General features: G+C 61.3%; 17 protein-coding genes. 5 read left to right on the top strand and 12 right to left on the bottom strand.

All coding sequences use genetic code 11. The features are described from left to right. Window positions 1-97: 97 nt before the first annotated feature. Entirely contained in the window at window positions 98-964 is an 867-nt protein-coding gene (locus H8K20_RS03670) for a DUF3737 family protein (RefSeq protein WP_186487509.1), read from the bottom strand. Between the two features lie 85 nt (window positions 965-1049). Then, complete coding sequence (locus tag H8K20_RS03665; RefSeq protein WP_207721446.1) at window positions 1050-1250, bottom strand: hypothetical protein; 201 nt, start codon at window positions 1248-1250, stop codon at window positions 1050-1052. Window positions 1251-1521: 271 nt separating this feature from the next. Between H8K20_RS03665 and H8K20_RS03660 the strand changes: the two genes are divergently transcribed. Next, a complete protein-coding gene (locus H8K20_RS03660) occupies window positions 1522-2427 on the top strand; it encodes a LysR substrate-binding domain-containing protein (RefSeq protein WP_186487508.1) in 906 nt (301 codons plus the stop codon). Window positions 2428-2521: 94 nt separating this feature from the next. Here H8K20_RS03660 and H8K20_RS03655 read toward each other — a convergent pair whose 3' ends face one another. The 10 genes from H8K20_RS03655 to H8K20_RS03610 all read right to left on the bottom strand — a co-directional run bounded on the left by H8K20_RS03655 (window position 2522) and on the right by H8K20_RS03610 (window position 11368). Next, a complete protein-coding gene (locus tag H8K20_RS03655) occupies window positions 2522-3688 on the bottom strand; it encodes an iron-containing alcohol dehydrogenase (RefSeq protein ID WP_186487507.1) in 1167 nt (388 codons plus the stop codon). Window positions 3689-3777: 89 nt separating this feature from the next. Beyond that, the gene (locus H8K20_RS03650) at window positions 3778-4893 is read right to left on the bottom strand and encodes an aldo/keto reductase (RefSeq protein ID WP_243206172.1); all 1116 of its coding nucleotides are present in this window, start codon (window positions 4891-4893) and stop codon (window positions 3778-3780) included. A 536-nt stretch (window positions 4894-5429) separates the two neighbouring features. Beyond that, a complete protein-coding gene (locus H8K20_RS03645) occupies window positions 5430-6149 on the bottom strand; it encodes a hypothetical protein (RefSeq protein WP_186487506.1) in 720 nt (239 codons plus the stop codon). Beyond that, on the bottom strand, window positions 6146-6559 hold the full coding sequence (locus H8K20_RS03640; RefSeq protein WP_186487505.1) for a cupin domain-containing protein: 414 nt from the start codon (window positions 6557-6559) through the stop codon (window positions 6146-6148). The genes H8K20_RS03645 and H8K20_RS03640 overlap by 4 nt, the downstream gene beginning before the upstream one ends. A gap of 200 nt (window positions 6560-6759) precedes the next feature. After that, on the bottom strand, window positions 6760-7455 hold the full coding sequence (locus H8K20_RS03635) for a carboxymuconolactone decarboxylase family protein (protein WP_243562749.1): 696 nt from the start codon (window positions 7453-7455) through the stop codon (window positions 6760-6762). Between the two features lie 16 nt (window positions 7456-7471). Next, window positions 7472-8509, bottom strand: coding sequence for an aldo/keto reductase (locus H8K20_RS03630; RefSeq protein ID WP_186487504.1), 1038 nt, complete (start codon window positions 8507-8509; stop codon window positions 7472-7474). A gap of 16 nt (window positions 8510-8525) precedes the next feature. Then, entirely contained in the window at window positions 8526-9161 is a 636-nt protein-coding gene (locus H8K20_RS03625) for a flavodoxin (RefSeq protein WP_186487503.1), read from the bottom strand. Between the two features lie 15 nt (window positions 9162-9176). Next, on the bottom strand, window positions 9177-9659 hold the full coding sequence (locus H8K20_RS03620) for a flavodoxin (protein ID WP_154865650.1): 483 nt from the start codon (window positions 9657-9659) through the stop codon (window positions 9177-9179). 293 nt (window positions 9660-9952) lie between these two features. Continuing rightward, entirely contained in the window at window positions 9953-10324 is a 372-nt protein-coding gene (locus H8K20_RS03615) for a MerR family transcriptional regulator (protein ID WP_341480806.1), read from the bottom strand. Window positions 10325-10480: 156 nt separating this feature from the next. Continuing rightward, on the bottom strand, window positions 10481-11368 hold the full coding sequence (locus tag H8K20_RS03610; protein WP_186487502.1) for a LysR family transcriptional regulator: 888 nt from the start codon (window positions 11366-11368) through the stop codon (window positions 10481-10483). Between the two features lie 326 nt (window positions 11369-11694). Here H8K20_RS03610 and H8K20_RS03605 point away from each other — a divergent pair, with 326 nt between their 5' ends. The 4 genes from H8K20_RS03605 to H8K20_RS03590 all read left to right on the top strand — a co-directional run bounded on the left by H8K20_RS03605 (window position 11695) and on the right by H8K20_RS03590 (window position 16088). Continuing rightward, window positions 11695-12273: a helix-turn-helix domain-containing protein gene (locus H8K20_RS03605; protein WP_186487501.1), complete on the top strand. Its 579-nt coding sequence runs from the start codon at window positions 11695-11697 to the stop codon at window positions 12271-12273. Then, on the top strand, window positions 12267-12980 hold the full coding sequence (locus H8K20_RS03600) for an ABC transporter ATP-binding protein (RefSeq protein ID WP_105205635.1): 714 nt from the start codon (window positions 12267-12269) through the stop codon (window positions 12978-12980). The genes H8K20_RS03605 and H8K20_RS03600 overlap by 7 nt, the downstream gene beginning before the upstream one ends. Further along, the gene (locus H8K20_RS03595; RefSeq protein ID WP_186487500.1) at window positions 12973-14583 is read left to right on the top strand and encodes a hypothetical protein; all 1611 of its coding nucleotides are present in this window, start codon (window positions 12973-12975) and stop codon (window positions 14581-14583) included. The genes H8K20_RS03600 and H8K20_RS03595 overlap by 8 nt, the downstream gene beginning before the upstream one ends. A gap of 245 nt (window positions 14584-14828) precedes the next feature. After that, complete coding sequence (locus H8K20_RS03590) at window positions 14829-16088, top strand: Ltp family lipoprotein (protein WP_186487499.1); 1260 nt, start codon at window positions 14829-14831, stop codon at window positions 16086-16088. The last annotated feature ends 790 nt before the right edge of the window (window positions 16089-16878 follow it).

The raw sequence follows: 16878 nt of genomic DNA, 5'->3' as shown, positions 1-16878 counted from the left end.
CCAAATAGTACGATACAAAAAAGCAGTGGCAGCCACATTTTTCGCCGTGATCCTGGTCGTCTTTTCACTTTTTAGTCCCTCCCCGGTACAGAGTCTCTCAACTGGCTGTGCGCATGTCTCCCCGGCAGACGATGCGGGTCTTGTCGGGGTCTACCTGGTCTGGCTGCACGATCAATTCACCGATATAGTCGGCGCAGATGGTGCCACCGGCCGGATTGAGCACGCTGTCGATCCCGCCCTCGATCTGGGCGTCGACTGTGGAGTACTCAAAAGCCAGCGTGGTGTTTAGCAGACGGCAGTCGCGCAGGGTCAGGTGATCGATGTAGCAAAAGCCCTGCAGGCTCTCGATGGTACAGCCGATCAGTGTCAGGTCTTTGGCATTCCACCCCAGGTACTCCCCACTGATAAACGAGTCGTATACCGTGACGTTCTCGCTGTTCCAAAAGGCATCTTTTGACAGGAGCTTGGCGCCGTGGATCTGCACATCCGCCGCGCCGTCAAAGGGGTAATCGCCCACCAGCGTGAGATCGCGGATGTCCATATGTCTGCTGTTCATAGCAAAGTAATCGCCGCGGGCCTGCACCTTACACATCTGCACGTCCCGGCAGTTCCACAGCGTCTCGGCCGCTGCCAGCATCGAGACATTTTTTAAGGTGATGCCGCGGCTGCGGCGGAACGTTTTGGGAGCCTGGATCACAGTGTCTTCCACCGCGATATCGCTGGTGTACCAGATACCGGCGCGGGCTGTCTCCAACAGCGTGCAGTCGTGCATCGCGATATGCCTGCTGTACCAGAGCGGGTACTTCCATTTAAACGAGCTGCCCGTCAGCTCGATGTTGCGGCTCTCTTTTAGGGGCGACTCCCCCGCGGCAAAAGTGGTGTTGGCGATGTGCAGGTCCTGCCCCTGAAAGAGGGCCCGCTCGCCGGTAAGGTACTGCTGTCTGATCTCCTGTGTTTCGCTCATCTCGTCTGCTCCCTTCACACTGTGCCGGGGACCCGGCCCCTGTGGCTAGCCCCCGGCTCATCTTTGCATGTATGCACCCGGTCCTTTACCGCGGGGGACGCCCCTCCTTTTTTATCTGGTACACCAGATAATCCAGGCAGTCGATACGGCGCTGTTCCCGGTGCAGCACATCCAGCAGCTCCCGCCGGTGCCGGTCCAAAAGCTGCAGCAGGTACTCGGTCTCGCCCCGCTCCCGGCACTGCAAAAAACACCTGATCAGCGCCGGCTCGCAGCCCGCGTCGCGCAAGTTCTGTATAAGCGTCTGCTGAATATCACCGGTCTTTATCGTCGATCACCTCGCTGTCTATCCTGTTTTATGGCTCTATTATAAGGGAGAGGAGCAGTTCATATCAAATACCTATATCAAATATATAACTATGTTTTTAAGCTATATATTTTTAGCTTCTTTTGCCATTATTCCGCTTTTATAAAACATATGCAAAAAACATAGATATCTCTATAATATACTTGACTGCTATATACAGCTGCTCTATACTGTACAAAAAGGAGTGTTTTTGGTGGAAATCAGAGTGTTACAGTACTTTTTGGCCGTGGCCAGAGAGGAGACCATTTCCGGCGCCGCCGAGTCGCTGCACCTCTCGCAGCCCACGCTCTCCCGGCAGTTAAAAGACCTGGAAGAAGAGCTGGGCAAGCAGCTCATGATCCGCGGCAGCCGCCAGATCACGCTCACCGAGGAGGGCATGCTTTTGCGCAAGCGGGCGCAGGAGATCATCGACTTGGTGCAAAAGACCGAGAGCGAGATCACCTTTTCCAGCGAGTCGGTCACCGGCGACGTGTTTATCGGCGCCGGCGAGACCGACTCGCTGCGCACCGTCGTCGGGGCGGCGCATGGCCTGCGGCAGGACTACCCGAACATCCGCTTTCACATCGTCAGCGGCGACGCCGCCGACGTGCTCGAGCAGCTGGACAAAGGTCTTATCGACTTCGGCGTTCTGCTCGAGCCGGTAGATATCTCGAAGTACGACTATCTGCAGCTGCCGGCCAGAGACCGGTGGGGCGTGCTGATGCGGCGCGACGCACCGCTGGCCCAAAAAGACTGCATCGCCCCCCAAGACCTGTGGGGCAAGCCGCTCATCATCTCCCGTCAGACCACCGGCGGCAGCCCGCTGGAAAAATGGATGAAGGTGGATATGGGGCGCTGGAACATCGCCGCCACCTACAATCTGCTCTATAACGGCTCGCTCATGGTCGACGAGGGGCTGGGCTACGCGCTCTGTCTGGACAAGTTGGTCAACACCACCGGCAACAGCGATCTCTGCTTTCGGCCGCTCAGCCCCGCGGTGGAGATCGGGCTGGATATCGTGTGGAAAAAGTACCAGATCTTTTCCAAAGCGGCCGAGCGGTTCCTTCACCACCTGCGCCACTGTCTGGGGGTCGATGCCGCGCCGCGGCGGTATAAATAAAGCCCACTTAAAATGAGCTGGGGGAGCGGGATGTGTACACATCCCGCTCCCCCAGCTGCTCTATCTTGCGGCCGTCAGCGGCTGGCGCCGCCCGCTACATGCTCTCTTTTAAAATGGCCACTACCTCGTCGCGGTCCAGCACCTTGTAGCCGCCGTCCATTATAAAGGTGCCGTCGGCGATGCCGTCGAGCATCTCCTCGGTGACACCCAGTGCAGTGATATCCATCACCAGACCCAGCTGGCGCATATAGGCCTCCATCCGCTCCAGCCCCTCGGCCGCCACCTGCTCCTCGCTCTTTGCCTGGGGGTCTACTCCCCATACCTGCACCGCGTAGCGGTAGAACTTGGGCAGACCGTACGGCAGGATGTGGCGGTAGTAAGCCATAGAGACCGCCGACAGCGTCATGCCGTGGGTGGCGTCGGTATAGGCGCCGATAGACTGGCCGATCATGTGCACCATCCAATCGGTGCTTTTTCCCTTCGCGATCAGGGTGTTGAGCGCCCAGGTGGCGATCCACATGATGTTGCTGCGGGCCTCGTAATTTTGCGGGTCCTCGGCGGCGATGCGGGAGCTGTGGATCAGCGACCGCAGCAGCCCCTCGGCGATATAGTCGCTGGTGTTGTCGTCGGTACCCGAGAAGTACTGCTCTAAAATGTGCGACATGATGTCGAAAAAGCCGGCTACCATCTGGTGGCGGGGCAGCGTGTAGGTGAACACCGGGTCGAGGATCGAGAACTTGGGGAACACGTCGTCGCCAAACACATGGCCGATCTTCAGCTTGCTGTCGGGGTTGGTGATGACCGCGCCGCCGTTCATCTCTGAGCCGGTGCCCACCATGGTCAGCACACAGCCCACCGGCACGATCTCGTTGTCCACATCCTCCATGCGCAGGTAGTATTTTTCCCAGGGGTCCTCGCTGCAGTAGGCCGATACCGACACCGCCTTGGCGTAGTCGCAGACCGAGCCGCCGCCGACTGCCAGGATCAAGTCGATGTGATTTTGGCGCACCTTTTCACAGCCCTCATACAGCTTTTGTACCGTGGGGTTGGGCATGACGCCCGCGTCCTCGACTACCCGCTTGCCGCTCGCTTTCAGCGCCGCCAACACCTGATCGTATATGCCGTTTTTCTTGATCGACCCGCCGCCGTACACCAGCAGCACGTTCTCGCCGTACTGCGCCAGCTCCTCCGGCAGGTATTTTAAAGAACCCTCGCCAAAATACAGTCTCGTGGGGTTTGCGTAGCAAAAATTTCCCAACATATCTATCTGCTCCTTTTTCTATCAAGTGGGCTGTGTGCCCGTTTATCGCTTGCTTGCCGGCCGGCGGCAGACGGTGCGCGGCCGCCGCGTCACTGTGTGGAAACCGGGTCAAAATAGGCTGCGATCTCGCGCATGCGGCGCTCCTGCTCAACGTGAAACGGGCAGCGCTTTTCACAGTGGCCGCACTGCAGGCAGTCTTTGGCCCCGCGCGAGAGTTTTTGGTAGTGGCCGGCAGCCATTTCGTCGCCGGCTTGCGCCAAGTCGTAATATTTATTGATGAGCCCCACGTCCAGCCCCGCTGGGCAGGGCTGACAGTGGTTGCAGTACACACAGATCCCATCGGCATTTTGCGGTGTGAAGGCGCTGATGGCCGCGTAGTCGCGCTCCTGGGGGCCGGTCTGCAAATAGGCGAGCACCTCTTTGAGGTCCCTGCTGCCGCGCACCCCCGGCAGCACCGTGAGCACCGCCGGCCGGTCCAGTGCGTACTGGATGCACTGCGTTTTGGTAAGCGCCGCTTTAAACGGCGAGGTCTTAGCGTCTAAGAGCTGGCCGCCGCCAAACGGCTTCATCACCGAAATGCCCACCCCGGCTCTCTCACATTCGCGGTACAGCTGCCCGCGGTCGGCCATGCTGCCGATACCGTAGGCGCCGGTGGAATAGTCGTAGGCCGGGTTGATGCTGAACATGACCATATCGATGAGCCCCGTATCCAAAAAGCGGCGCAAAATGGCCGGGTCGTGAGAGGACAGCCCCAGGTGGCGCACGACACCGCTCTGCCTGAGCGACTTCATATACGCCCACAGGCCCCCCTGCATCACCTGTTCAAAGTCCTCCATCTCGTCGATGCAGTGCACAAAGCCCATGTCTGCATAGTCGGTGTGCAGCGTGCGCAGCTGCTCGCCAAAGGTGCGCTCGATCTTTTCCAGGTCCCGCGTCCAGCCGTACTTGCCGCCGTCGTACAGCGCGCCAAAATGCATCTGCAGATACACCTTTTCCCGCCGGCCGGCCAGGGCTCTCGCATAGCAGGCGTACGGCTTGCCCGACGAGGCGGCCATATCAAAGTAGTTGATGCCGCTCTCGACGGCCAGCTCGACGGTGCGCTGGATCTCCGCCTCGTCGCTCAGGTGGATCGAGCCCATACCCAGGCCGATCACACTGATCTGCTCACCGCCGTGGGGCAGCTTGCGGTACTGCATCGTTGCCATATCATTCTGTCCTTTCAAACATCAAACATTACGCTTCAAACACTGCACATTACACACTACACACTGAATACGAACCGCTAAACTGTATACAGCACACTGTGCCGCTGCCCGATCGGCCTCAGGTAGGCCCGGCCGGGCCCGGCGCTGACCGCTATTGGTCCCCAGATCCCCCTCGGGGTGCCACTTATACGCCTTTTAGGCAAAGCCTGTGGCGCCTCCACACCCCTCTGCCCCACCTTACACCCTGGAGTGCACTCCAAGTCAAGAGCCTTGTTCACAGATATTTTTGGAAACCGTCTATCGGGCAGAGGCAGCGCTGTACGGTGCGGCGGTGGGTCATCACCGCGCGGTCCGCTGTCACCAGGATACCCGCTGACGCGTGTTATAGCAAATACTTATTTTTTATAACATTCCATACACCAAAAGCATAGGTGTATTGGGCGCGGCGGCCGCCGCGACTGCCAAAGAGCCGGTGGGCTTTAGCCCATACCGGCTCCTCTGCCATACCGGCCCCGGGCCGATGTGGCCGGGCCGCGTCATCTTTCTGCTCCAGTTTGCACGGCGCTGTGTTCAGGGCGCGGTGGCCGCAGCGACTTGGCGGCGTAGTGGCCAATAAAGACCCACAGCCCCAACAGCGCCAAATAGTCCAGGTAAAAGAGCGCCGCCGGCTCGCCGTAGTCGTAAAATACAAATTCGGTCTGCAAAAACAGATACGCCAGCAGGTCCCGCTTTATCACCACCCAGATACCGTACCCCGCTGCCAGCAGAGCCAGCGCAAACCAGACGCCCGCGCGGTCGAGCCGGGCGGCCCGGGCCGGGCGGCGCCGGCGCACCGCCGCGAGCACCGTGTGCCACTGCACGCCCAGGTGCAGCCCCATCAGCAGAAAGCCCCAGTAAGCGCCCAGGATGTGCAGCCGCCGCGCCAAGGGCAGACCGCCACCCGCCGGCCAGAGAGCCGTTGCCGGCCAAGTCATCCGTGCCCCGCTGTACCCGAGCGCCAGCACAGCCGCCAGCAGGAGCACCCGAAGCGCCACCTGCACGGTGCGCAGCGGCGTGTGCCGCCGACCGCGATACCGGCCCCGGCTAAAAAGGTGGTGGGCGGCAGAGAGTGCCGTCAACCCGGCACCGATCCACGCGTGCACAGGTGCCGCCAAATAGGGGCGGCCCATCAGCGCCAGCAGGCCCAGCACCATCGCCGCATCTACAGCCAGACGCCTGTCGGCGCGGGCCTTTCTACCGGCAGGTGATCTGTTCACAGGCTGTTATACTGGCTGTCGGCGACCTGCTCCAGCCACTCGTTGGCGGTCCCTTTTCCCGGCACCTCGATCGAGAGATGGGCAAACCAGCTGTCTTTGGCGGCGCCGTGCCAGTGTTTTACCCCCGCGGGTATCACCACCACGTCGCCCGGGCGCAGTGCCCGGGCCGGCTGGCCCCACGCCTGGTACCAGCCGCGGCCGTCGGTACACAGCAGGACCTGCCCGCCGCCGCTCTCGGCGCGGTGGATGTGCCAGTTGTTGCGGCAGCCGGGGGCAAACGTCACGTTGGCGATCGGCAGCGCCCCCTCGGTCAGCCGGTTGAGGTAGCTCTGCCCCACAAAGTACGGGGCGTAGGCGGTGTTGGGCTCCCCCAGTAAAAACAGGGGCTCTATGGGTCGTCTGTCACACATCGGTATCTCCTCCTTGTGGCCGGGCGGGCACGGTAGCGCCCGCCCGGCTGTCTTGTTGTCTTGTTGTCTTGCCGTCTGGGGCCGCCCGATCCCTTCGGGCGGCTATTTTTTTGTTTGCCGGCGGCGGTGGCCGGATACTCGCGCGCCCGCACGCCGCCGGACCGTCGCCTTATCTTGCCGCGCCCGGTGCGGCGAAGCCTTTACGCCCCCTGTGCCGCCGCGGCGCGATCTACACAGGCCAGCGCATTGAGGCTGCGGGGATAGCCGATATAGGGCAGGCACTGCAGCACCACCCGGCGCAGGAATACCAGGTCGTTGCCCAGCCGTACATTGCCCTCGATGTGTGCGGCCAGCTGGGGCTCACAGCCGCCCTGTGCCGCTAAAAACACAAAGGTGATCATCTCCCGCTGGGCCAGGTCCAACCCCGTGCGGGTGTAGTAGTCGCCAAAACAGTTGGCCGCCAGCCAGCGGTTGACGGTGCTCTTCTGCCAGAGATCCGCCATGTGCGGCCCAAATATCTGCACCTGGGCGGCCGCCCCTCTGGGCAGCCGGTCCTGCAGGGTAGTGGTGGCCTGCCCGGGCAGCGGCAGCGCCACTCCGCGCTGTATCAGCACCTGGTTGGTGGCGGTCAAAAAAGGCCAAACGCGGCCCAGGCCCAGGTAATCTACCGCCTGATATACGATCTCTTTTACCGCTACCGGCGAAAGCCCCGCCTCCAGAGCCCGGGGCAGCATCTCCCGGTAGAGCTCTGTTCCCTGACAGCCCAGCAGGGCGGCCAGGATCGCCATATAGCGGGTGTCGGCGGCCAGTTCTGCGCCCGGCTCCTCCACCACCTCCGCCCCGGCAAAGTGCTCCACACGCTCCATAAATTCAGGGTCTGTATCGTGTAGGTTCACGCTGTGTCTCTCCTCTCTAAATGTGCTGTGCCCCGGTCGACCACACCTGTTTTTGACCGGCGGTCTCGGGGGTGTTCTGGGCCATGACCCCCACCAGTGGGTGCGGCTGGTACAGCTCTTCTAAATAGGCAATCTCTGCTTTTGTCAAAGTGATCTCGGTCGCCTGTACGGCCCCCTGCAGGTGCTGGGGCCCTGTCATGCCCACCACCGGCGCCGCCACTTTTGTGAGCAGCCAGGCCAGCGCTATCTCGGGCATGCCCACCCCGCGCTGCCGGGCCAGTTTTTCTACCCGGTCGATGATCGGCTGGTCCATCTGGCGCGCCGCCCGGTACTTCAGCGCCGCGTAATCGTCCTGCCTGGCGCGGCGTGAACTGCCGTCTCCCCGCCGGGCCAGACGGCCGCCTGCCAGCGGGCTGTAGGGGGTCAGGGCGATGTTTTCGGCCCGACAGCACGGTACCATCTCGCGCTCCTCCTCTCTAAAGATCAGATTGTAGTGCCCCTGCACCGCCACAAACGGCGTAAGGCCCTGATCTGCCGCCAGCGCACCCGCTTTTTCCAGTTGCCAGGCAAAGCAGTTGGAGATGCCGATATAGCGCGCCTTGCCCGACCGCACGGCCCGGTCCAGCCCGCGCATGATCTCCGGCAGCGGGGTCTGATAGTCCCACATGTGGCAGATATACAGGTCCACATAGTCTGTGCCCAGGTTTTGCAGGCTCTTATCGAGCATGCGCGCCACGTGCTGTTCACCGCTGATGCCGGCGGCGATCTCCTCTTTTGTGCGGGGCAAAAATTTGGTGGCTACCACCACCTCGTCGCGCCGGGCAAAGTCTCTCAGGGCCCGGCCCAGATACTGTTCGCTGGTGCCGCTCTGGTAGGCGATCGCGGTGTCGAAAAAATTGATGCCCCTCTCCAGCCCGCGGCGGATGATCTGGCGGGCATGCGTCTCGTCTACCGTCCAGCGGTGCTGGCCGCTGGACGCGGCGCCAAAGCCCATACAGCCCATACAGATGCGCGATACCTCCAGCTCGGTGGTCCCCAGTTTTGTGTACTGCATATATGTTCCCCGCTCTCTATCTGTAGAGGTCCAGCTCGCTCAGCCAGCTGTTCACGGCGCCGGTGGCGTCGGCGGCTGCCGCACTGCCCACGTGCAGACCCTGTTTTACATCTGCCCCGGCCGCCAACTGCTCGATCGTCTCCACCGTCCCTGAGAGCCCGCTGCCGCCGCTGGTGCAAAACGGCACCACCGTCTTACCGGAAAAGTCGCCGTCCTCAAAAAAGGTGTACAGGATCATCGGCATATCTCCCCACCAGATGGGGTACCCCACATAGATCACGTCGTAACTGTCGAGGTCGGGCAGCGGCGTGGCTATGGCCGGGCGGGCGCCGTTCTGCTGCTCGCTGCTCGCTACCTCCAGCAGCGCGTCGTAGTCGTCGGTGTAGGGCTTTTGCGGCCGCAGGGCCCAGAGCTCGGCCCCCGTCTGTTCCCCGATCGCTCTGGCCACCGCCTCGGTGTTGCCCGACTGCGAAAAGTACACCACCAGCGACTTTTTGCCGGCAGCCGGGTCGACCGGCTGCTTTGCCGGCTGGCTCACCTCTGCCTCCGGGGCGTGCGATGCCGCCCGCTCCCGGCTCTCCTGCTGCCCGCACCCGCTCAGCGCCAGTAGCGCCGCCAGCCCCAACAGAGCTGCAAGTACTCTTTTTACCATTTCTCACACCTCCCTCTACTGCTCTTTATCCAGTTGCTGCAGCCAGGCGGCGATATCTGCCGCCGCCTGTTTTCCGCCCCCTTCATAGGCGGTGTACATGTCGAGCACGGTAGCTCCTCTGCAGGCCCGGGCTATGTCGCGGTCGGCGCGGCCCTTACCGCCGCCCCCGTGGGTGCTAAAAGGCATCACCGTTTTGCCGTGCAGGTCGGCCTGCTGCAAAAAAGTAGCTACCGGCGGGGCCATGGTCCCCCACCAGATGGGGGTCCCCACAAATATCACCTCATACGCCGCCACTGCGGCGCCGGTCGGCACGATCGGCGGGTGCTCTTTACGGCGTATCTCCTCTTTGGCCTGGGCCACCACCGCACTGTAATCCCGCGGATAGTCCTCCTGCGGGCATATCTCCAGCAGGTCGGCCCCCGTCTGGGCGGCGATCTTCTCCGCCATCTCGCGGGTGCGGCCCGACCAGCTGTAGTAGACGATCAAACTCTTACGCATGTTTGCGCTCCTTTCTCCACTGTGTGCACTGTATACGGCTCCGGCAGCTCCTTATCGGGGTGCAGGCAGCCGCAGCGCGGGTGATCTGCCCGGGGCGGTCACCCGCGCCACCACCCGCCGCCCAGGGCTCCGGTCTGGTGCACGTATGTGTATAGCCGGGCCCGCCAAAATGCAGCCCTGCCCGGCGGCCCCCGCGCGCCCAACTGGTGGACGGGCAGCTATCTGCCGCGGTGGGGGTGTGCGGGGCAACAAGCCGGTGCGGCCCCCACCCCGCTATTTGTGTGCGGCTCTCATCACCTGGAAAGACCTTCTTTTTGCATCTTGTAGCGCAGGTGGTCCAGCTGGTCCAGCTGTCTCTCGCGGCGGTGAATGGCCTTTAAAATGCAGTCCCTCTTGTGCTTTAGCAGCTGCAGCCGTTTTGCCGTCGTGTCGGTACCTGACAAAATGAGCTGCATGTAGGTCTTTACTTCTTCACCGGTAAAGCCGGCGTCGTGCAGCGTCATGATCATGCTCAGCCGCTCTAAGTCGCGGTCGTCGTACTGCCACGCCCCCATCACCTTTTTCACCGTGTCGCACAGCCCCCACCGCTCGTACTCCCGCAGCAGCTCCAGGGGGATGTGGTATTTCTCGCTCGCCTCTTTTATGGTCATATCAGTCGCTCTCACCTCCCGTGCTCCCGCCCGGCCCGGCATCCGTCGGCGGTCGGGGGCACACAGCGGTGGCCGGTGGGGCCCGCTGCCAGTGCCAACCGGCACAAAAAAAGCAGGTGCTCCCGCGGGAACACCTACATTGTATGGCCAATATCAAGAAATGTCCAATACTTATAAATTATCATCAGAAATGCCTGATAAGCATAACTTGACATGCCGCAAAAAGGCGTCGAAGGTGGGGGAGAGCGCCTGATTTTTCTTCCACACCAAAACCGTGCCCGACTCCCAGCGCGGCCACAGCGGCACGAACCGCAGCCCCTCATAATGGCAGTCCAGCTCCAGGCACAGCGCCACCCCCATCCCCTGCTGCACCATCATGGCTACATTGTACAGCAGGTTGTAGGTGGTCGTGATCTCCACCTGCTGCTGCAGCTCCCCCAGCCAGCTGGCCAGCGCGTTTTGCACCAGCGCCCGCTGTGAGACCATCAGCCGCTGGCCGGCCAGATCTGCCGGCGCTATCTGCTCTTTTTGCCCCAGGGGGGAGTCGGCCGGGGCCAAAATGCCCCACACCTCTTTTTGGGGCAGGCGAGCGAATTCGTACTTGCCGATATCCACCGGGTCCGAGAGCAGCCCGATATCCAGCGTCCCGCGCTCGATGCGGTCTTTGATGTTGTCGGCGTTGCCACTGTACAGGTCAAAGCGCACCAGCGGGTACTGCCGGCGAAACGAGGCCAGCAGCGTGGCCAGCAGCGAGAAACTGTGAAACTCCCCGCTGCCGATGGAGATCTCACCGCTCAGCTGCTCATCCCGGCGCAGCTCCCGCCGGGTCTTTTCGGCCAGCGACACCAGCTCCTGCGCCCGGCGCCTGAGCAGCATCCCCTCGTCGGTCAACACGATGTGGTGGCTGCTGCGGGTAAAGAGCCGCACCCCCAGCTCCTGCTCCAGCTGCATCAGCTGCCGCGACAAGGTGGGTTGGGTCACGTGCAAAAGCTGTGCCGCCCGGGTGATGTTCTCCTCCCGGGCCACCATCAAAAAGTAACTGAGCACCCGCAGTTCCATCTATCTATCGCCCCTTTCTGCCCTCAGAATAGCACATCACCTGCCCATATTCAACATATCTATAAGCGAGATATGCCTCAAAAACATTTTTCTTTCTGTGCGGGCCCGGCCGGCACCTCTTGCCTATCATCCCAGGCTCGCCCGGCAAAATGGCGGCCGCAGCCTCGTCTGCCCGGCCCGCTGCGGCCACAGCTCCGCCTTCGGCTCTCTTTACAAAACTTTTATATAGATCGGGCCGATTTTCCTATTGACTATTCTCACGATTGAGAATATTATCATAATTGAGAACGATATTTATTGAGAGCTCACACAAAAGGAGGTGCCGTATGTTCTCTGATCAAATAGAGGTGCTGCTCAACCCGGTGCGCATGCGCATCATCCAGTATCTGGCGCTGCACCCCAGCGCCACCAGCGCCCAGATCGCCACCTACGTAGAAAACGTGTCCAAGGCCAGCCTGTACCGGCACATCAAAAAGCTGGTCGACTCCGGTCTCATCCAGGTGGCATCTACCCGGCGGGTGCGCGGCGTGCAGGAGCGCTTTTACGCATTGGCCCCACCGCAGCAGATAAACGGCAGCATGCCCAGCGGCGACCAGCTGCACCGCGCCTACGAGCAGTTTTTGCTGGCGCTGCTGGGCGACGGTGCCCACTACTTCTCCCGCGCCGATATCGACCCGCTGCACGACGGGATCTCTTTTTCCACCTCCACGCTCATGCTCTCCCCCGAAGAGATGTCTGAGCTGGGGCAAAAAATCAATACCGCCGTGCTCGACTACCTGCAAAACGCACCGGGGCCAAACCGCCGCCCCATCCGCCTGAGTATGATCACCATCCCCACGGCCCAGGGGCCCAGTGAGAGCGATGCCCCAGCCGGCCACGACAGCAAGGAGACACCGACATGCTGAAGATTACCCACCTGAGCAAGACCTACAAAGGCGGCAAAAAGGCCGTCGACGACCTCACGCTCACCGTCGAAAGCGGCGAGATATTCGGTTTTATCGGCCACAACGGCGCCGGCAAGACCACCACCATCAAGTCGGTGGTCGGCATTCTCGATTTCGATCGCGGCAGCATCGAGATCGACGGCCACTCGGTCAAAGACGACCCCATGGCCTGCAAATCGATCACCGCCTACATCCCCGACAACCCCGATCTCTACGACCACCTCACCGGCATCCAGTACCTGGGTTTCGTCGGCGACGTGTTCGGTGTAGAGGGGCAGCTGCGCCGGCAGCGCATCGCCCAGTACGGCGACGCTTTCGAGCTCACCGCCAACCTGGGCGACCCCGTCTCCTCTTACTCCCACGGCATGAAGCAGAAGCTGGCCCTCATCTCGGCGCTGCTGCATGCGCCCAAGCTGCTGGTGCTCGACGAGCCGTTCGTCGGCCTCGACCCCAAGGCCTCCCACACCCTCAAGCAGATCATGGCCGAGCTGTGCGCCCAGGGCAGCGCGATCTTTTTCTCCACCCACGTGCTGGAGGTGGCCGAAAAGCTCTGCGACCGCATCGGCATCATCAAAGAGGGCCGGCTGGTCGTCAGCGGGCCCACACACGAAGTGATCGGCCAGAGCAGTCTTGAAGACGTATTTTTGGAGTTGATCGACCATGAATAAACTAATTTTACTGGGCAGAGTGTACGCGCTGGAATCGCTGGGTCTGGGCAAATTGTTCCACGCCAAAGACCCCAGAGAAAAGAGAAAGTCGCTGCTCATGGCGGTGGGCTTCGTCCTCATCGCCGTCATGCTGGTGGGTATCTCCACCACCTACTCGGTGGCCATGGGCCAGATGGCCGCCATGCTGGGCCGCCCCGAACTGGTGCTCACCGTCATGGCCGTCGCCGCCTCGCTGCTCTCGCTCATCACGGTCATCTATAAGGCCGGCAGTGTGCTGTTTTCCTTTCGAGACTACGACCTGCAAATGGCTCTCCCCATCCCCCAGAGCACCGTCGTCGCCAGCCGGGTGCTCATCCTCTACAGCGGCAGTCTGCTCTTTTCCTGTCTGCTGCTGGTCCCGGCGGCGGTAGTCTACGGCCTGCAGGCCGGCCCCTCTATGTGGTACTGGCTGGCCCTGATCCCCGCACTGCTGGCCCTGCCTCTGTTGCCGCTCATCCTGGGTCTCATCATCGGCGGGGCGGTGGCGCTGCTCTCTGCGCGCCTGGGCCACAGCAAGATCATCTCGGTGCTGCTCTACGGGCTGGTGGTCGTCGGCGTGCTGGTAGGCTCCACCGCTCTCAGCTTCCAGGCCACCGAGATGCAGGTCACCGAGCTGGCCCAAATAGGCGGGCAAGTCGCCTCCCAGCTAGAGGCCGTGTACCCCCCTGCCCGGCTGTTCACGCAGGGGGTAGCCGGCGGCAGCGCGGCCAGCTGGGCGCTGCTCATGGCCCTGTGCGTGTTGCCCTTTTTGCTCTTCTGTGCGCTGGTGGGCCGCTTTTACCGGCAGCTGCACGCGGTGTTCTCCACCACCACAGCCAGGGGCAAGTACCGGCTGGGCCAGCTGCGCCAGTCCTCGGCGCTCACGGCGCTCTATCAAAAAGAGTGGCGCCGTTTCACCTCCTCCACCCTCTATATCTTTAACACCGGCATGGGTGCGCTCATGCTGGTGGTGGCTGCCGGCGCGCTGCTCTTTATGCCCCGCGCCCAGCTCGAGGGCTTTCTGGGCATCCCCGGCCTGGGCGGCATGCTCACCGGCCTCTGCCCGCTGGTGATGGCCGCCATCGGCGGGATGGGCAGTGTCAGCTGCTGTTCCATCTCGCTGGAGGGCGACCATCTCTGGATCTTAAAGTCGCTGCCGGTCAGCACCTCGCAGATCTTTATCAGCAAGGTGCTGGTCAACCTCACCGTCCTCGTCCCCGCCTGTCTGCTCGGCTCCACCATGGCCGGTATCGCCCTGCGCCCCTCGCCCGTCGAGTGGATCTTTTTCTACCTGACGCCGCTGGTCTTCGCCGTGTTTACCGCTGTTGCCGGGCTGGTGGTCAACCTCCTGTTTCCCAAGCTGGATTGGCAGAGCGAAGTCACCGTCATCAAACAGTCTGCCGCCTCCTTTACCGGGGTATTTGCCACGCCGCTGTTGGCGGGCGCTTTTATCGGGCTCGGCTTTCTGCTGCACCTGCCCATGGCGCTCGTGGCCATCGCTGCCACCGCTGTCGCCGCGCTCCTGTGCCTGGCGCTGTGGCTGTGGCTCGGCACCAAAGGCGCCCGCATCTTCGCACAGCTGTAAAAAGAGAGGTCTTCTCGGTCGAGAAGGCCTCTCTTTCTTGCTCCGGCCGCCCACCCGCGCCCGAAATGTGCGGCCTGTACACGTCCCGCTATCCCCGGCAGGTCCCCTGTTTTCTCCAGTCGGGTCTGGCTCCGCCATTTTGGCACAGTACACAAAATATTTGTCGAAATCTCTTCTTCTCTATCGCATTGTTTTGTGGTATCCTGTCTTTAATCCATGAGTGATTGGATTTTGGAGGGATCTATATGAAAAAAGTGATCGCCGCTGCTCTCGCGCTGGTGCTGTGTCTGCAACTGGCCGGTTGCGGCACGCCCCAAAAAGAGAGCGGCACCAAAGAAGAGACATCGTCTTCCTCTGCGGTCAAGACGACGGGCGGCACCCTGCAGGCACTGACCTACAGGGTGCCGTCCACGTGGAGAAAGGTAAAAGCCGAGAGCGGGTATTACCACTATCCCACCGATGACAACAAAGCGGGATTTCTGTTCGTCAGCTACAACGAGATCGACTTCTCCTCGGTGAGCAGCACAGAGGACCTCCACGAGGTCTACAGCACCTTTTTTAAAGGTGTGCAGGGGGACTCGAAAGACTTTAAGCTGGGCAAAAAGGAATTTATAAAGTTGGCGGGAATAGAGGCTTTTAAGGCCAGCTACAGCGATCGGGTCGACACATACGGCATGTATAACATGGAACTATACGTGCTTGCCGACGTGCCCAATAACGCCCTGTACTACGTGACCTTCACCATGCGCGACAAATTGCAAAAGGAGATCGGCGCCCAAATAGACACCGTCGTCGGCAGCCTCCGCCTCGATAAAAAGGCCACAAAGGCCGGCGGCTCCAGTTCCGGCAGCAGTACCGCCGGCAGCGATGGCCAAACCGGCAGCACCTCTTCGTCTGCCGCCGGTTCCGGTTCTGCCGCCGGCAGCGCCGGAGGACAAAGCGCAGGCGGACAGAATGCCGGTGGCTCCGGTCAAGCCGGCGCCGGCACCAACACCAGCCCCAATACCAGCTCTAACTCTGGCACCAACACCAGCCCCAGCGGTGGCGAGACCCAGAGCAGCGAGCCGTCCGGCGTCACGGCGGGGCAAGCCAACGCTCTGTCCAGGGCTCGCGCGTATCTGGGTGTGTCCGCCTTTTCCCACGATGGGCTCGTCAGGCAGCTGGAGTACGAGCAGTTCTCGCACGAAGAGGCGGTGTACGGGGCCGACAACTGCGGCGTCGACTGGAACGCTCAGGCCCTGAAAAAGGCGGGATCTTATCTGAACACCTCGGCTTTCTCCTATCAGGGGCTCATCAGGCAGCTGGAATATGAGCAGTTCACCAGCGAACAGGCCGCATATGGGGCCAACAACTGCGGCGCCGATTGGAACGAGCAGGCGGCGAAAAAGGCCCAGACCTATATGAATTTCAGCTCTTTCTCCCGTCAGGGTCTCATCGACCAGCTGAAGTACGAGGGTTTTACCGACGAACAGGCCGCTTACGGCGCCAGTGCCGTGGGGCTGTAAAAACACATCTGTATAAAAAGGACGGGCTCGCAGTTCAGCGGGCCCGTCCTTTTTTCTCGGGTTTGCCAGCCACCAGCAAGCAGTCTCTCGCGCTCTACTGCTGCCCGGCACCTGCCCCGGCTGGGATGCGCATGGCGGTTTCTGCGTGCGACGGTCCCCCGACAGCGCAACCTCTGGTCATGGCCCTGTTTCTGGCCACCCGCCCAGAGCGTTTCGGCCAGGTCTATCCCACCTACAGTGCTCCTCACCGGGCCGCGTTCTCTCTCTGCCGCTTTTAAAAAAGAGAAGTATACCTGTCCGGCAGAACACCTGCCGCCGCTGCCGGTGTCCAATAGATAGCCTGCCCGCTCACATCTTTTTCCCGGCAGGCCGGGGCAGACCGAGCTATCTTGCCGTCCAGCGCGCTCCTCTCTGCCAGCCGGGCGGAGTTCGCCAAAGCCGCTTGCTCTGCAGCCTCCACCGCGATCTTTTCTTTTGTCGCCGCTCCCCACCCCCCACATGCTCCCCACATATAAAATGCCTGCTGTGGCAGCCCTGCTTGCTATAGGCGCCGTCTCAGTTTGCCTTTATCTATATACCCGCTTGCCAGCTCTCCCCCGTATACCTGCGGGCCCCAGCGCCGCCACACAGGGGTACCGCTGTCTCTTCGCTCCCCCCACAATTCATTTTTAAATGATCAAACGATATCTTTTTAAAAAAGCTCCGTTTTTTAAAGACAATTTGCTATAATGGTAAAAGCAGTCTAAAAGTTTTGGATGCTGGGCGGGCGACCGCGCCAGTAAAACAGAGG

The sequence above is a fragment of the Neobittarella massiliensis (ex Bilen et al. 2018) genome (assembly GCF_014269355.1).
In the GTDB taxonomy this organism is placed as follows: Bacteria; Bacillota; Clostridia; order Oscillospirales; family Ruminococcaceae; genus Neobittarella; species Neobittarella massiliensis.
The sequence above is the reverse complement of the archived record's forward strand: the minus strand, read 5'-3'. Positions and strand labels throughout refer to the sequence as shown.

Coding starts and splice junctions, on each gene's coding strand:
- H8K20_RS03670 (WP_186487509.1), bottom strand. CDS start 964: ATGAGCGAAACACAGGAGATCAGACAGCAGTACCTTACCGGCGAGCGG.
- H8K20_RS03655 (WP_186487507.1), bottom strand. CDS start 3,688: ATGTTGGGAAATTTTTGCTACGCAAACCCCACGAGACTGTATTTTGGC.
- H8K20_RS03650 (WP_243206172.1), bottom strand. CDS start 4,893: ATGGCAACGATGCAGTACCGCAAGCTGCCCCACGGCGGTGAGCAGATC.
- H8K20_RS03640 (WP_186487505.1), bottom strand. CDS start 6,559: ATGTGTGACAGACGACCCATAGAGCCCCTGTTTTTACTGGGGGAGCCC.
- H8K20_RS03630 (WP_186487504.1), bottom strand. CDS start 8,509: ATGCAGTACACAAAACTGGGGACCACCGAGCTGGAGGTATCGCGCATC.
- H8K20_RS03625 (WP_186487503.1), bottom strand. CDS start 9,161: ATGGTAAAAAGAGTACTTGCAGCTCTGTTGGGGCTGGCGGCGCTACTG.
- H8K20_RS03620 (WP_154865650.1), bottom strand. CDS start 9,659: ATGCGTAAGAGTTTGATCGTCTACTACAGCTGGTCGGGCCGCACCCGC.
- H8K20_RS03610 (WP_186487502.1), bottom strand. CDS start 11,368: ATGGAACTGCGGGTGCTCAGTTACTTTTTGATGGTGGCCCGGGAGGAG.
- H8K20_RS03605 (WP_186487501.1), top strand. CDS start 11,695: ATGTTCTCTGATCAAATAGAGGTGCTGCTCAACCCGGTGCGCATGCGC.
- H8K20_RS03600 (WP_105205635.1), top strand. CDS start 12,267: ATGCTGAAGATTACCCACCTGAGCAAGACCTACAAAGGCGGCAAAAAG.
- H8K20_RS03595 (WP_186487500.1), top strand. CDS start 12,973: ATGAATAAACTAATTTTACTGGGCAGAGTGTACGCGCTGGAATCGCTG.
- H8K20_RS03590 (WP_186487499.1), top strand. CDS start 14,829: ATGAAAAAAGTGATCGCCGCTGCTCTCGCGCTGGTGCTGTGTCTGCAA.